At 64.1% G+C, this 14,793-nt stretch carries 14 protein-coding genes; 9 read left to right on the top strand and 5 right to left on the bottom strand.

Going from position 1 to position 14,793, the window contains the following annotated elements; translation table 11 throughout:
• Positions 1-25: 25 nt before the first annotated feature.
• The 3 genes from FFS30_RS01025 to hprK all read right to left on the bottom strand — a co-directional run bounded on the left by FFS30_RS01025 (position 26) and on the right by hprK (position 2,559).
• Positions 26-412 (bottom strand): PTS fructose IIA subunit family protein, encoded by a 387-nt coding sequence (locus FFS30_RS01025; RefSeq protein WP_137911252.1) that lies wholly within the window; start codon positions 410-412, stop codon positions 26-28.
• A gap of 142 nt (positions 413-554) precedes the next feature.
• Positions 555-1,451 carry an RNase adapter RapZ gene (gene rapZ / locus FFS30_RS01020; RefSeq protein WP_137911251.1) on the bottom strand — a complete coding sequence of 299 codons (897 nt, stop codon included), beginning with the start codon at positions 1,449-1,451 and terminating at the stop codon, positions 555-557.
• Between the two features lie 154 nt (positions 1,452-1,605).
• A complete protein-coding gene (gene hprK / locus FFS30_RS01015) occupies positions 1,606-2,559 on the bottom strand; it encodes an HPr(Ser) kinase/phosphatase (RefSeq protein WP_137911250.1) in 954 nt (317 codons plus the stop codon).
• A 190-nt stretch (positions 2,560-2,749) separates the two neighbouring features.
• On the opposite strand from hprK, the gene FFS30_RS01010 reads away from it, so the two are divergent.
• The 4 genes from FFS30_RS01010 to raiA all read left to right on the top strand — a co-directional run bounded on the left by FFS30_RS01010 (position 2,750) and on the right by raiA (position 7,043).
• Positions 2,750-3,448: a response regulator transcription factor gene (locus FFS30_RS01010; protein ID WP_137911249.1), complete on the top strand. Its 699-nt coding sequence runs from the start codon at positions 2,750-2,752 to the stop codon at positions 3,446-3,448.
• A 161-nt stretch (positions 3,449-3,609) separates the two neighbouring features.
• Positions 3,610-4,962: an ATP-binding protein gene (locus FFS30_RS01005; protein ID WP_137911248.1), complete on the top strand. Its 1,353-nt coding sequence runs from the start codon at positions 3,610-3,612 to the stop codon at positions 4,960-4,962.
• 150 nt (positions 4,963-5,112) lie between these two features.
• Positions 5,113-6,594: an RNA polymerase factor sigma-54 gene (locus FFS30_RS01000; RefSeq protein WP_137912537.1), complete on the top strand. Its 1,482-nt coding sequence runs from the start codon at positions 5,113-5,115 to the stop codon at positions 6,592-6,594.
• 122 nt (positions 6,595-6,716) lie between these two features.
• Positions 6,717-7,043: a ribosome-associated translation inhibitor RaiA gene (raiA, locus tag FFS30_RS00995; RefSeq protein WP_137911247.1), complete on the top strand. Its 327-nt coding sequence runs from the start codon at positions 6,717-6,719 to the stop codon at positions 7,041-7,043.
• A 909-nt stretch (positions 7,044-7,952) separates the two neighbouring features.
• Here raiA and FFS30_RS00990 read toward each other — a convergent pair.
• Positions 7,953-8,744: an undecaprenyl-diphosphate phosphatase gene (locus tag FFS30_RS00990; RefSeq protein ID WP_137911246.1), complete on the bottom strand. Its 792-nt coding sequence runs from the start codon at positions 8,742-8,744 to the stop codon at positions 7,953-7,955.
• A gap of 293 nt (positions 8,745-9,037) precedes the next feature.
• Between FFS30_RS00990 and FFS30_RS00985 the strand changes: the two genes are divergently transcribed.
• The 5 genes from FFS30_RS00985 (at position 9,038) to FFS30_RS00965 (ending at position 12,370) form a co-directional block, all read left to right on the top strand.
• On the top strand, positions 9,038-9,412 hold the full coding sequence (locus FFS30_RS00985; protein WP_137911245.1) for a diacylglycerol kinase: 375 nt from the start codon (positions 9,038-9,040) through the stop codon (positions 9,410-9,412).
• Between the two features lie 38 nt (positions 9,413-9,450).
• Positions 9,451-10,170: a TerC family protein gene (locus FFS30_RS00980; RefSeq protein WP_137911244.1), complete on the top strand. Its 720-nt coding sequence runs from the start codon at positions 9,451-9,453 to the stop codon at positions 10,168-10,170.
• A 75-nt stretch (positions 10,171-10,245) separates the two neighbouring features.
• On the top strand, positions 10,246-10,878 hold the full coding sequence (locus FFS30_RS00975) for a LemA family protein (protein ID WP_137911243.1): 633 nt from the start codon (positions 10,246-10,248) through the stop codon (positions 10,876-10,878).
• A gap of 155 nt (positions 10,879-11,033) precedes the next feature.
• On the top strand, positions 11,034-11,870 hold the full coding sequence (locus FFS30_RS00970; RefSeq protein WP_249352108.1) for a YgcG family protein: 837 nt from the start codon (positions 11,034-11,036) through the stop codon (positions 11,868-11,870).
• A 2-nt stretch (positions 11,871-11,872) separates the two neighbouring features.
• Positions 11,873-12,370 carry a TPM domain-containing protein gene (locus FFS30_RS00965; RefSeq protein ID WP_137911241.1) on the top strand — a complete coding sequence of 166 codons (498 nt, stop codon included), beginning with the start codon at positions 11,873-11,875 and terminating at the stop codon, positions 12,368-12,370.
• Between the two features lie 18 nt (positions 12,371-12,388).
• On the opposite strand, the gene FFS30_RS00960 is transcribed toward FFS30_RS00965, so the two are convergent.
• Positions 12,389-14,515 carry a thioredoxin domain-containing protein gene (locus FFS30_RS00960; RefSeq protein WP_212742381.1) on the bottom strand — a complete coding sequence of 709 codons (2,127 nt, stop codon included), beginning with the start codon at positions 14,513-14,515 and terminating at the stop codon, positions 12,389-12,391.
• Positions 14,516-14,793 lie beyond the last annotated feature (278 nt).

Below are 14,793 nucleotides of genomic sequence, written 5' to 3'. Positions count from 1 at the left end.
CTTTCGCGAATCTCCAACCCCGGTTTCAATCGATCTTGATCCCCGCGCGGCCACCCTGTTCGGCGGTCTGCGCCAGTTCGGCAAGCGACTGCTCGGGGTAATTTAGCACGCGCAACAGCATCGGCAGATTGAGGCCGGAAACGCGTTTCGTCGACACCCCGGTCGGCGCGATGCGGTCGAGCACGTTGCTCGGCGTGGCGCCGAATACGTCGGTCAGGACGAGCACGCCGTCGCCCGCGTCGAGCGCGCGGATGCGCGAAGCGGTCGCCTCCATGGCGAAGTCGATGTCCGCGCCGGGCGGGATCGCGAGCGCATCGACCTTGAGGCTGATGCGGCCGAGCAGGTGGCGCGAAGTTTCGATCAGCGCGTCGCCCATGCTTTCGTGGGTGAGAAGAAGAACGCCGACAGTCATGATGAGGCCGGGGTAGGGGAGTAGGGATTCGGGAATCGGTACAAGGGGACTTGCGGGAAGGCACGGCCTCGGGCGAACGGAGAAGAGCGTCGATTACGACGCTGCTCCGAATCCCGAATCCCCACTCCCCAATCCCCGCTCTTCATTCCAATTCCCGATGGAAAGTGAGCACCTGCTCGCGCGTCTCACGGAAGTGCTCGGCGAGTTTTTCGGCGAGATAGACCGAGCGGTGGCGGCCGCCGGTGCAGCCGAGGCAGATCGTCACGTAGGAGCGGTTGTCGGCCTCGAAGCGCGGCAGCCAGGTATCGAGGAAGCCCGACACCTCGCGCAGATATTCGCCGACTTCCGGCTTGGTTTCGAGCCATTCGCGCACGGCCGCATCGCGGCCGGAGAGCGGGCGCACGCGCGCGTCCCAATGCGGGTTCGGCAGGCAGCGCGCATCGAAGACGAAGTCCGCGTCGGCCGGCACGCCGCGCTTGTAGGCGAACGACTCGAACAGCAGGGACAGCTCGCCGCCGACCATGCCGAGTTCGGTCGCCATCAGGCGGCGCAACTGGTGCACGTTGAGATCGCTGGTGTCGATCACGCGATTGGCGATCACCGAGACCGGCTTGAGGCGCTTGCGTTCGAGCGCGATCGCGTCGCTGAGCGAGAGGCCGTCGCCGGTCAGCGGGTGGCGGCGGCGCGTATCGGAATAGCGCTTGAACAGCACGTCGTCGCGCGCATCGAGGAAGATCAGCTCGCACTCGATGCCCTGGCGCGCGAGTTCGGAAAGAATCGCCGGCACGCGCTGCAGGTCTTCGCTGCGGTTGCGCACGTCGATGCCGACGGCGAGGCGCGGATGCAGCCCCGGGCCGCCAACCGTGGCCGCGGCGACGAAGGCCGGCATCAGCGCCGCGGGCAGATTGTCGACGCAGTAGTAGTCGAGGTCTTCGAGCGCACGCAGGGCGATGGTCTTGCCCGCGCCCGACATGCCGCTGATGACGACGAGACGCGACGCGTTTCCGTGCTGTTTTTCGTTTTTCTCGCCGTTGTTCATCACAGAGGTGCGGGGTATCGAGGGCGGAAGAGCGGGTTCATGTCGGAGGCGGGATCGGATCGGCGCGGACTGATGCCTATTCGCGCTATTTTCATTGTGGCATCGCTCATCGGTTCCATCCGCTTTGCTTTGAAAATGGGGCCGCAGAGGCCGATCACCAAGGCGACTGTCGCAACATCTGGTGCGCCTGCCGGTCGAGGAAGGTCTGCGCCGGATCGATGCCCTTGGTCTTGAGCATGTGATTGCGCACCGCGGCTTCGACGAGCACGGCAAGGTTGCGGCCGGCGGCGACGGGAATCGTAGTCTGCGGCACCTTGGTGTCGAGAATCTCGCGATAGCTGTTGTCGCCGTAGATGCGCTCGAGGCCGCTGTCGTCGTTGTCGAGGCGCTTCGAGGTCGCAAGGTGGATGATGAGGCGCAGATATTTCGACGGTTTGACCGAGGTCTGGCCGAACATCTCGCGCACGTTGAGGATGCCGAGGCCGCGCACTTCGAGCAGGTCCTGGAGGATTTCCGGGCAGGAGCCGTCGATCACGTCCGGCGCGATCTGGGTGAATTCCGGCGCGTCGTCGGCGACCAGGCGGTGGCCCCGCGTGATCAGTTCGAGCGCGAGTTCGCTTTTGCCCGAGCCCGACTCGCCGGTGATCAGCACGCCGATCGAGTAGACCTCGAGCAGCACGCCATGCAGGGTCACGCGGCGCGCGAGCAGCCGCGCGAGATGGTATTGCAGGTAGGTCAGCAGCTCGTGGCCGCGCTTGGGGCTCAGCCAGATCGGCGTATTGCTCTCGTTCGCCGCGGTCAGCACGTCGCCGGGGACGTCCTGATCCTTGGTCACGATCAGGGCGGTCGGCTGGAAGGCGATGATGCGCTCGACCGCCTCCCAGCGCTCGCGCATGTCGAGGCTGTTGAGCCAGTTCAGTTCCTCGGTGCCGATGATCTGGATCTTATTCGGGTAGATGATGTTCAGGTAGCCGGCAAGCGAAGGGCGCCGCGCCTGTTTTTCCGCCGGGGCGAGCGCGCGCTTTTCGCCGGCTTCGCCCGCGATCCAGCGCAGGGCGAGGCGCTCGGAAATCTTGTCGAACAATTCGCGGGCGGTGAGGCGTTCCATGGCGTCCAGGCGGGCGTGATGAAACGCCATTTTGCCAGTTTCGCCCCGCGCCTGCGCGCGGGGCGGTCGGCGCCGTCCGCGCCGCGACGCAAACGAGGCGCGCAACGAGCCCGGTAAACAGATGTAAGTGTTTGCAAAATTCGTCACGCTCCGCGTGACAGCGCGCGTTGGCGCGGTATAGTGCGGCTCTATGAGCGATGCGAAAATTCTGCTTGCAGACGACGACGAAGAACTGAGCCAATTGTTGAGCGATTTCCTCGTGCGCGAGGGCTTTGCCGTCGACGTTGCCGAGGACGGCAACACCGCACTGAAGCGGCTCGCCGACGAAGGCTACGATGCGATGATCCTTGACGTCATGCTGCCGCAGAAATCCGGCATCGACGTCTTGCGCGAGCTGCGCCGCACCTCGCAGTTACCGGTACTGATGCTGACCGCGCTCGGCGAAGACATCGACCGCATCCTCGGCCTCGAACTCGGCGCCGACGACTACGTGCCCAAGCCCTGCAATCCGCGCGAAATCGCCGCACGCCTGCGCGCGATCCTGCGCCGCACGCGCGGCGAAGCCGACGGGGCGCATCTCGGCGACATCATTCTCGGCCCGGTCAAACTGGCCGCTGCGGCGCGCACCGTCAGCGTGCGCGGCGAGTCGGTCGCGCTGACCGGCACGGAATTCAATATCCTTGCGCTGCTGATGCGCGAGGCAGGCCATGTGGTCGGCAAGGATGCGATCGCGCAGACCGTGCTCGGCCGCACCCTGCGCCCGTTCGACCGCAGCATTGACGTGCACATTTCCAAGCTGCGTCGTAAGCTCGGTCCGGCCTCGGACGGCGATTCGCTGATCCACACGATCCAGCGCGGCGGGTATTTGTTCCGCGTCGTGGAGGAGTAGTGACCGGCGTCAGGGGCGGCGGCGGACCGGTTGCGTCAGTACGGTCGTGCACGCCGTTCCCTGGGGAAGCAGGCGGCGCGGTCTATCGGCCGAATCGGGGGCGGACCGGACACCGGGTTCGCAGGCGAAGTGCTTTCGAATTCTTTGTGGGAGATCGCTGAGTGCGGCGTCTATTCTGGCGTGTCTTCGCCCTGTTCTGGGCGGCCACGCTCTTCCTTATCGTCGCGATCGCCTGGAGTACCTCGTACACGTTCGAGAACGAGAAGATTCCCGGTCTCGACATCACGCGCATGGAGTCGGTGCTCAACGAGCAACTGCGCGGCGCGAGTCGCGCCCTGCATGCGGGCGGCGTCGACGCGCTGCGCGAGGTGCAGCGCGGAGCGAACGAGCGCGGCATCACCCTCTACGTGCTCGACGCGGACAACAAGGACCTGCTCGGCAACGAAGTCCGCGAGGACATCGCCGCCGAGGCGGCCAACGCGGTCGCCGACGAACAGGGCCTGCATTCGAATCGCAGCCGTATCCGCACCATCGTCCTGCCGGGCGGCGCGCGCTATACCGCCGTTGCCGCCTATCTGACCCATCCGATGCTGCGCATGCTGTACCGGCGCCCGACGTACTTCTGGGACCAGGTGCTTATCGCCAGCGTGATCAGCGCGATCTTCGCCCTGATCCTTGCTGCTTACATTGCCGCGCCGCTGTCGCGCATCCGCCTCAGCGCCACGCGGGTCGCCAGCGGCGACCTCGACGCGCGCGTCGGACCGCTGCGCTTCGGCCGCAGCGCGGAGATGCTTGCGCTCGCGAGCGAGTTCGACGGCATGGCCGCGCGCCTCAAGGAACTCGTCGAGGGCCAGCGCCGTCTGATCCGCGACATCTCGCACGAGATGCGTTCGCCGCTCGCGCGCCAGCATGTCGCCCTCGAACTCGCGCGCGGCCAAGTGCCGGCCGGCGATGTGCGCCTGCAGCTCGACCGCATCGAGCGCGAGTCCGAACGGCTCGAAGAGATGATCGCGCAGTCGATCCAGCTCTCGCGCATGGAAACGACCAAACAGGCGAGAACCGAAGCGGTTGCGCTCGACGTGCTCGTCGCCGACATCGCCGCCGACGCGGCCTTCGAGGCGCAGGCACGTAACTGCGCGCTCGAGTACGAATCCTCGGGCTCGATGACGGTGCAGGCCGAAGCCGACCTGCTCGCGAGCGCGATCGAGAACGTCGTGCGCAACGCGGTCAACTACACGCGCGCCGATTCGACCATACGCATTCGTCTGGAGCGCTTCGAGCGCGAGGCGCGGCTGCGCGTCGTCGACGCCGGCGCGGGCGTGCCCGACGGCGACCTCGTGCACATCTTCGAGCCGTACTACCGCACCGACGATGCGCGTGCGCGCAAGAGCGGCGGTTCGGGCCTCGGCCTGGCGATCGCCAAGCGCGCGGTCGAGCGCCAGGGCGGCCACATCCGCGCCAGCAACGTGGCGGGTGGCGGTCTCGAAGTGCAAATCGTCCTGCCGCTGGTCTGATCCGATTCGCAACTACTGCACGCACGCAGCCGATGTCGGGCTTCATGCAGCGTACAAGTTCGTTGCGAAACTGTGATCGCGCATTGACTCCAGCCCCCGATTTGGCGCTATGCTGAATTGACCGTTGCCCTGGATGGTTTCGTCGTCGCCGTGAAGCCCGCGTTACAACTCCGCCTGCATCAGCAGCTTTCGCTGACGCCACAATTGCAGCAGGCGATCAAGCTGCTGCAAATGTCGAGCGTCGAACTCGAAATCGAGCTTCGTCAAGTGCTCGAGTCCAACCCGTTGCTCGAACTCAGCGAGGCCGGCAACGACGATGACGCCGTCGTCGCGGACGAGTACGAAGCGCCCGAGGCCGAGGCCGAGCGCGTCGAAACCGCCGAGACCGCCGCCGAAGAGGAAGCGCATGAGGTCGACGACTTCGAGCTGGCCGGCGATTTCGAGGACGACGGCAGCGATTACGGCAATCCCAAGCCGGTCGACGAGGACGGCCTCGAGAAGCAGGACCCCGAGCCCGAGGACCTGCGCGACCATCTGCTCTGGCAGCTCAACCTTACTTCGCTCTCGCTGCGCGACCGCGCGATCGGCACCGCGATCGTCGAGGCGATCGACGAGGACGGCTATCTGCACGAGGACGCCGACTCACTGTGCGCTTCGCTGACCGGCCTGCCCGCGATCAACGGCCATGCGGTATCCGTGGCGGAAGTCGAGGCGATGCGCCGGCGCATCCAGCATTTCGACCCGATCGGTGTCGCCAGCCGCAATCTGAGCGAATGCCTGCACGTGCAGCTCGACACGTTCGATCCGCAACTGCAGGGCTGGAAGGCCGCGCGCGCGATCGTCGGCAGCCATCTGGAAACGCTCGCACGCAACGATCGCGCGCGCCTGGCCAAGCAACTGCAGGCGGACGCCGCGGAAATCGACGCGGCAATCGCCCTGATCCGCTCGCTTGACCCGAAGCCCGGCGCGCAGTACAGCGCGACCGTGCCGGAATTCGTCGCACCCGACGCCTATGCGCGCCGGCAGAACGGGCGCTGGGTCGTCAGCCTGAGTCCGCACTGCCAGCCGCGCCTGTCGATCAACCGCCATTACTCCGGCCTGATCGCGCGCGCGCAGCGCGAGGATGCGCAGTACCTGCGCGGACAACTGCAGGAAGCGCGCTGGCTGATCAAGAGCCTCGCCACGCGTGCGGACACGATGCTGAAGGTGGCCAACGCGATCGTGCGGGCGCAGAGCGCGTTCCTCGACTTCGGTCCCGAGGCGATGCGCCCGCTCGTGCTGCGCGACATCGCCGACGAGATCGGCATGCACGAATCCACGGTCTCGCGCATGACCACGCGCAAGTACTTGCACACGCCGCGCGGCACGTTCGAGTTCAAGTTCTTCTTTTCCTCCGGCGTCGGCACGGTCGACGGTGGCGCGGCGTCCTCGACAGCGATTCAGGCAATGATCAAGAAGCTGATCGACGAGGAAGCGCCGCGCAAGCCGCTTTCCGACCAGGCTTTGGCCACCGAGCTGAACAAGCGCGGCATCGAGGTCGCGCGGCGTACCGTGGCCAAATACCGCGAAGGTATGAATATTCCTTCTTCTTCTGAACGCGGACGGTTGTGTTTGGCTGCCTCTGCACTATGATGGAAATCGTAACGGCACGAGTTTGAGGAGGACGCGGAACCAACGACAAAGGCACAGGTCAGAAATTCTGTCCGCCTTAGTCGGGCGGGCATTATGAATTCCAACATCTAGAGGACTTCGTCATGCAGATTACCGTCAGTGGGCATCAAATCATCGTCACCCCCGCCCTGCGCGATTACGCCGAAACCAAGCTCGGCCGCATCGTCCGCCATTTTGAGCATCTGCACGACGCCAACGTAGTCCTTTCCGTCGAAAAGCTCTTCCACAAGGCCGAGGCGACCGTCCACTGCGCCGCCGCCAAAACCATCCACGCCGACGCCACCGGCGCCGACCTCTACGCCGCGATCGACGGCCTTGCCGACAAGCTCGATCGCCAGGTGAAGAAGCACAAGGAAAAACTGCAGAACCATCATCGCGAGGTGGTGCGCGAGGCGCGTTACGCCAGTTGATTTGAGGGTTCTGCTTGGCCGCGCAGGGAAGCGCGGCTTTCCCGCCTCCTGATTGTGTTATCTACCGCTAGTCGCGGCTGTCGGAGGTTTGCGTTGCGCGCGCCCTGTTTTTTGCTTGTCATTCCTGCGGAAGCAGGGCTTTCAACAGCCGCAGGGCTGGTCATCCAGCTCTTGCCCTTGCTCGTCATCCCCGCGTGCTTTTGGCGGGGATCCAGCGACTTTGTTTTTGTGATTGGTTGAGAGCAAGGCTTCCACTCGCCCTACGGGCGAGTGGGTCACTTTCTTGTCTCCAGCGACAAGAAAGTAACCAAAGAAACGCCGCCCCGGGAGCCGCGCCCTTCGCGCTGCGCGCTCCGGGTTCGCGAGGTCATGCCGGGGTTCGCTCGATGGACATCCGTGTCCATTCGCGAACTCGCGCGCATCCTGCGCGCGACCTTTCAGGCTTATCCGTCATGCCCTCGCCGCGGCTGACGGGGACCCAAGATCAAAAGACAAATCAAAAGCCGCCGGCTACGAAGATGGCCGTTGCTTGGGTGCGCACGAAGCGCGCTGCTCCGGCTTCTCCGGGTCCCCATTACATTGCGGCGGCAGCGGACGATAAGGCCCGCGGGGTCGGCGCGATGGATCGCGCCGATTCCGCTATTGCACAGGGATGTGCAATTAGCGGAACCCGGCCGCTGACGCGGACCCGGAGCGCAGGATGCGCGTAGGGCGCAATGTTCTGGGGTGTGTTTCTTTGGGGACTTTCTTTGCACAAACAAAGAAAGTTACCCGCTCGCCCGCAGGGCGAGTGGAAGCCTTTGCTCTTAACCCAACAAAAACAAAAGCAAAGTCACTGGATTCCCGCCAAGAGCGCGCGGGAATGACGAGCTAAAGAAGAAGCAAAAGTCAGACGCGACGAATCGCACCCTAACCCCCGGCAGGCATCAACAACAACAAAGCCACACCAAGCACGATGCGATACAGCGCAAACGGCGTGAATTTGTGCGTGCGGATAAAGCCGAGCAGCCACTTCACCGCGGCGAAGGCCACAACCATCGAGACGACGAAACCGAGTGTGAGCGCGCCCCAGTCTTCATGGCCCCCGCCGGCTTTCGTCGCCTTGAGCAGCTCATAGGCCGACGCGGCGAACATCGTCGGGATACCGACGAGGAAGGCGAATTCGGTCGCCGCAGGACGGTTGCTGGTTCCGGCGAGCATGGCGATGAAGATCGTCGCGGCCGAGCGCGAGGTGCCGGGGAAGATCGCCGCGACGACTTGGGCCAGGCCGACGAGGATGGCGACTTTCCAGGTGATCGTTGCCGAGTCGCGCAGTTTTGCGGCGAAGTGCTCGGCGGCGAGCATCCAGAAACCGCCGATGATGAAGGCCCAGGCGATCGGAGTGACGTCGTCCTTGAGCTTGAAGCCGAGTTTCGTCATCGCAAAGCCGAGCGCGCCCGTGATCAGGAAGGCGACGATGAGCTTCGAGGCGTAGTCGCGATTCTCGGGTTTATGAAAATTCGTTGCGAGCTGCCAGAGGCGCTGGCGGTAGATCAGCACGACGGCGAGGATTGCGCCGGCCTGGATGACGACGTTGAAGGTTTCCGAACGCTCACCGAGCCAGCGTTCGGCGACGAGCAGATGGCCGGTCGAGGAGATCGGCAGGAATTCGGTGATGCCTTCGATGATGCCGAGCAGGACGATACGGAGAAATTCGAGCATAAGAATCAGGTCGGGTGCGTAGAAATAGTTTGGTGTGACGATGTGGAAGATTGATCGCGCGGAGCGGGTTTTATGCTGCAATGTCGCTGTCGGCAAAGGCGCCGTCGATCACCTTATGGCATCATACGTCACATCGGTTAAACACTTCCGCATCACCCCATGCTGATCTTCGAGCTGTCGCAGCCCGGTCGTATCGCAGCCGCGCAAATCGCGGCCGAAACGTCCGCTCCCGGCGGTATCGCGGCGTCGGCTGGAGTTTGAAGCGGCGCCGATTTACGACAGGGGAGAGGACGATGCCTAGCACGGAGCCGCGTGGCCCCAAGCAGATTTACAAAGCGCTGATCTGGTCGCTCAAGGGTCTGCGCGCGAGTTGGACGTTCGAGGCGTCGTTTCGCCTCGAGGTCTATCTCAGCATGGTGCTGATTCCGCTCGGACTCTGGCTCGGGCGCGGCGCGGTTGAGAAGGCGATGCTGGTCGGTTGCCTGATGCTCGTCCTTGCCGCGGAGATATTGAACTCCGCCATCGAGGCCGTGGTCGACAAAACGACGCCCGAGTTCCATGAGTTGGCGGGCCGCGCCAAGGACATGGGTTCGGCGGCGGTGTTCCTGCTGATGCTCAACGTGGTGTTGTGCTGGGGGTTGATACTTTGGCAGCACGCTACGACGTAAAGACCGTGCACCCCGTTTTTCGACGAGGCTAGAAGAGATTGGACGCTGAACTCTGGATCGCTCTGCTCACCCTCAGCACGCTGGAAATCGTGCTCGGCGTCGACAACCTCGTTTTCATTTCGATCGCAGTAAGTCGCCTGCCCGCCGAACAGCGTGCGCTGGCACGCAAGCTCGGCCTCGCCTTCGCCTGCCTCACACGTATCGGCCTACTGGTGACGCTCGCCTACTTTGCGCGTCTCGACGACAAGCACATGCCGTTGTTCAGCCTGTTCGGCAAAGTCATCTCGGTGCGCGACCTCATTCTCGGCGGCGGCGGTGCCTTCCTGATCGTCAAGGGCATCATGGAGATTGCCGACTCGATCCGCGGCAAACACGCGGAGGTCACCGCCGGCGCGGCGGCAGCGGCGAGCTTCTCCTGGGTCATCGCGCAGATCGCGGTCATCGACATCGTGTTCTCGATCGATTCGGTGATCACCGCGGTCGGCATGGTGCGCAGCATCCCGGTCATGGTCGCGGCGATCATCCTGGCGGTCGCGGTCATGCTGTTCGCCTCGAATCCGGTCGGCGAGTTCATCGACAACAATCCGGCGATCCGAATGCTTGCGCTGGCCTTCATCGTGCTGATCGGCGTCGTCCTCGTCGGCGAATGCTTCGACCTGCACATCCCGCGCGGCTACATCTACGGCTCGATGGCGTTCTCGGCGATCGTCGAGGTGCTCAATCTCTGGGCGGCGAAGAAGCAGAAGCCGGCCGCCTAGCCGGGCATTGCGCGCGCAGCGGATGCGCGCATTCGGTATGATGCCCCGGTCATCGTCCATCGGAGGGGTAAGACCATGCATCTGCAACGCATCGCGCTGATCCTGATCGCCGCGTTCCTGCTCGGCGGCTGCGGCTACAACGGATTCCAGTCCAAGGACGAAGCGGTCAAGGCCGCCTGGTCCGAAGTGATCAACCAATACCAGCGCCGCGCCGATCTGGTGCCGAACCTGGTCAATACGGTGAAGGGCTACGCCGAACACGAGCAATCGACGCTCGAAGCCGTGACCAATGCGCGCGCCAGCGTCGGCAAGATCACGATCAACGCCGACGATCTGACCGACGAAGCCAAGGTGAAGGCGTTCCAGCAGGCGCAGGGTGAGCTGTCGAGTGCGCTGTCGCGCCTCATGGCGGTGTCGGAGAACTATCCGACGCTCAAGGCCGACGGCCTGTTTCAGAATCTGCAGGCGCAGCTCGAAGGCACGGAGAATCGCATCGCTGTCGCGCGCAACCGCTATATTTCGACGATTCAAGACTACAACACCTTCGCGCGCAGCTTCCCGCAGAACATCACCGCGATGATGTTCGGCTACAAGCCCAAGGCCAACTTCACCGTCGAAAACGAAAAGGCGATCTCGACCGCGCCGACGGTGGACTTCGGCAAGCCAGCCGCCCAGCCGGCGCAGCCGCCCGCCCAGCCCGCGCATTGACGTAGACGCAAAGCAAAAGCATTCGGCCACGGATTACACGGATGAACACGGATTTTTTTCGTGTCTTTTCGCTTCAGTGCTCGATCCGTGTGCGTCCGTGTGATGCGTGGCTGAAAATTTGCTTTTCGCTTCTCCTGCTCATACTCGCTCCCGCGGTGCCGGTACTAGCCGCCGAGGGCGATCCACAACCGATTCCGCCGCTCAAGACGCACGTCACCGATCTGACCGGCACGCTCGATGCGCAGCAGCAACAGCAGCTCGAAAGCGACCTGACCTCGCTGGAAAAATCCAAGGGTTCGCAGCTCGGCGTGTTGATCGTGCCGACCACCCAGCCCGAGGACATCGCGCAGTTCGGCATCCGCGTCGGCGACGCGTGGAAGCTTGGGCGCAAGGGCACCGACGACGGCGCCATCCTGATCGTCGCGAAGAACGACCGCCGCGTGCGCATCGAAGTCGGCCGCGGCCTCGAAGGCGCGATTCCCGATGCGGCCGCGGCACGCATCATCCGCGAATACGTCACGCCAAAATTCCGCACCGGTGACTATTACGGCGGCATCCACGACGCGACCGACGTGCTCGGCAAACTGATCCAGGGCGAACCTCTGCCGCCACCGCTGACCGATGAGCGCGTCTCGGGCGGTAGCGATCCGTTCAACGCGGTCATCTTCGCCGTCTTCGCGATCCTGTTCGCGCGCTCGCTGTTCGGCGGCCTGTCCGCACCGCCGCGCGCCGGCCTTACCGGCATCGTCGGCGCCGGTGCGGCGTGGCTGCTTTCCGGCGTCGTGCCGCTGGCTGTCGGCCTCGGCGTCGTCGGTCTCGTTCTCGGCCTGCTCGGCGGCGGAGGCGGCGGCTTCGCCAATCGCGGCGGCTGGGGCGGCTTTCCCGGCGGCGGAGGCGGTTTTGGCGGCGGCGGCTTCGGTGGAGGCGGGGGCGGCGGTTTCAGCGGCGGCGGCGGTTCGTTCGGAGGCGGCGGCGCCTCGGGGAGCTGGTGACGATGGGCATCGCACGCATCGCCAGGCATCTTGCCGCAGAAGGTGCGGCGCGGCGGCGCTTTCCGGACAGCGCGCTCGACGCGATCCAGAAAGCGATCGCGACGGGCGAGGCGACACATCGCGGCCAAGTCTGCTTCGCCATCGAAGGCGCCTTGTCGCCCGGTGAATTGCTGCGCGGGCGTGGTGCGCGCGAACGCGCGCACGAGGTGTTCGCGCATCTGCGCGTCTGGGACACCGAGCACAACTCGGGCGTATTGATCTATGTCCTCGTCGCCGACCGCGCGATCGAGATCGTCGCCGACCGCGGCATTGGCGAACGCGTCGCCGAATCCGAATGGATTGCGGTCTGCGCGCGCCTGCGCGAGCGCTTCCAGGCCGGCGAATTCGAGCCGGGCGCGATCGCCGCGGTTGCGGAGGTCAGCGCCATCCTCGCGCGTCATTTCCCAGCCGACGGCAGGCCGACGGCGAACGAACTGCCTGACCGGCCCGTGCGGCTTTAGCACGACCGTTTCCGCGCATTAGGTCGCCCGCAGAGCATCGGCGAGCCGCGATGGCGCGGTCAGCGGCGGATCGCATTGCGGTCCGCGGCAAACATAGGCCACGCCGCCCGCGATGTATTTTTGCGCAGCGAGTGTGCCGGGTAGTTCGGCCGCACGGTTCGCAATGAAATAAGCGTCGATCCGACGCAGATCGCCGCAGCCGTGCAGCGCGGTACGCCAGGCTTCCTCTTCGGCAGGCAAATCGAAACGGACGACGACGAGCGTGCGCGGGCGCAGAAAATCGTTGAGCGCGCGCTGCAGCGTCGCGCAGGCCGCGGGCATCTGCGTCATCGCCGTGAAACCGGCGCGCAGCGTGCGCTCGGCCGCATCGAGATAGCGGGTTTCGCCGAGGAGATGACCGAGGCGCAGCAGCGACCTCGCCGCGACGCCGTTGCCCGAAGGCAGCGCTTCGTCGGCAAACGGCTTGGGCCGCTGGATCAGCGTTTCGTGATCGTGCGCGGTGAAGTAGAAACCGCCGTGTTCGCGATCTTCGAAACGTTCGAGCAGGGCGTCGGCCAGTTCGATCGCCCAGTCGAGATGATCACGGCGCCAATCCGTCTGCAGCAATTCGATCAGGGCATCGATCAGGAAAGCATGGTCGTCGAGATAGGCCGGAAATCGGGCCGCGCGGCCGTCGAAGCTGGCGTAAAGACGGCCATCGCGCCAGGCGTTACCGCGCAGCGATTCGACGGCGCGTGCGGTGAGCGCGGCGAAGGAAGGCGTCTGCGTCACGCGCGCCGCGCGCGCGAGACCGGCGATCATCAGCGCGTTCCACGAAGTCAGGATCTTGTCGTCGAGCCCCGGGCGAACTCGCTGCGAGCGCGCGGCAAACAGCTTTGCGTTCGCTTGAGCGAGGAGGTTTTCTGCGTGCGGCTGCGAAACTCCGATGGTCTGCGCAATCGCATCGAGTGGTTGCGCGACGATCGGATTCCACGCTGCATGCTCGAAGTTCGGCGGGCGGTTGAAGCCGTAATACGGCTCGACGACTTTGAATTCTTCCTCGCTCAGCGCGGCATGTACTTCGTCGCGTTGCCAGACGTAGAACTTGCCTTCCTCGCCTTCGGAATCGGCGTCGAGTGCGGCGTAGAAACCGCCGTGCGGCGCAGTCATTTCGCGCGTCAGCCAGTCCACGAGTTTTCCGACGACGGCCGCGGCCGGTTTGTGCTGATCGGTCGCATTGCTTCGCGCTGCCTCTGCGTACAGCGGCAGCAGTTGCGCGTTGTCGTAGAGCATCTTCTCGAAATGCGGAATCTCCCAGCGCTCGTCGACGCTGTAGCGGCAGAAGCCGCCGCCGATCTGGTCGTGGATGCCGCCTTTGGCCATACGCGTAAGGGTTAGCTCCACATTGTTTTTTCCTTCTCCTTGGCGGAGAAGGAAAAGAGATGTGGCGCTGAGATCGAGCAGCAGCTCCAACTCAGGGCAATGCGGAAACTTCGGTGCGCCGGCATGGCCGCCGTATTCGGGATCGAACAACTGCGCGATCTGCGTGAGCGCGGCGCGAATCGGCGCGTCATCGAGCGCGCCGGCATGCGCGGCGCCGGTGCCGTGTTCGTCGAGGAATTCGCGCAACGCGGCGTTCTGTGCGCGCACTTCGCTGCGTCGCGTGTCCCAGAAGCCGCGAACTTGTTCGAGCACATAGGCGAACGGCGGCATGCCGTAGCGCGCTTCCTTGGGGAAATACGTGCCTGCATAGAACGGAGCGAGGTCGTCCGGCGCGAGGAATACGGTCAGCGGCCAGCCGCCGCCGCGACGCGTCAGCGCCTGATGGGCGAGCTGGTAAATCTTGTCGATATCGGGCCGTTCCTCACGATCCACCTTTATACAAATAAACATTTCGTTCATCAGCCGCGCAGTCGCCGCGTCTTCGAAGCTTTCGTGCGCCATGACGTGACACCAATGGCAGGCGCTGTAGCCGATCGAGAGCAGGATCGGCTTGTCCTGTGCGCGCGCTTCGGCGAGGGCCTCGGCATCCCACGGCCGCCAATCGACCGGATTGTCGGCGTGCTGGCGCAGATAAGGACTGGTTTCGGTGGCTAGGCGGTTCGGCATGGTCGGCGCAATCGATTTGGCGTCGTCGAGAGTAGCGCCGATCGGCGACAAGCGCACTGTTCATCTGCCTTGCGTGGTCCCGTACCGATTATTTCGACGAACGTGACTTCAATCCGACGCATTTGCATTTGATCGCCGATGCAAGTTTTTTGCGCGCGAAACGCACAGGTGGATTTTCGTTTTTGTTCATCGCAGCGATTCAGCTTTGCTCGAAGACAGTTTGCTGCAATGTTCGGCAAACGGGAATTTAGCGCGCTTTCCGCACTTCGTTGTTCAGGGTGAACGAAGGCTGATTGCAAGCTGAGTAACGCCTGTACGTCGCCTAATTTTGCCGA

The sequence above is a fragment of the Rudaea sp. 3F27F6 genome (genome assembly GCF_005503555.1).
GTDB lineage: Bacteria > Pseudomonadota > Gammaproteobacteria > Xanthomonadales > Rhodanobacteraceae > Rudaea.
Note: the sequence above shows the minus strand (reverse complement) of the source record. Positions and strands in the feature narration are given on the sequence as shown.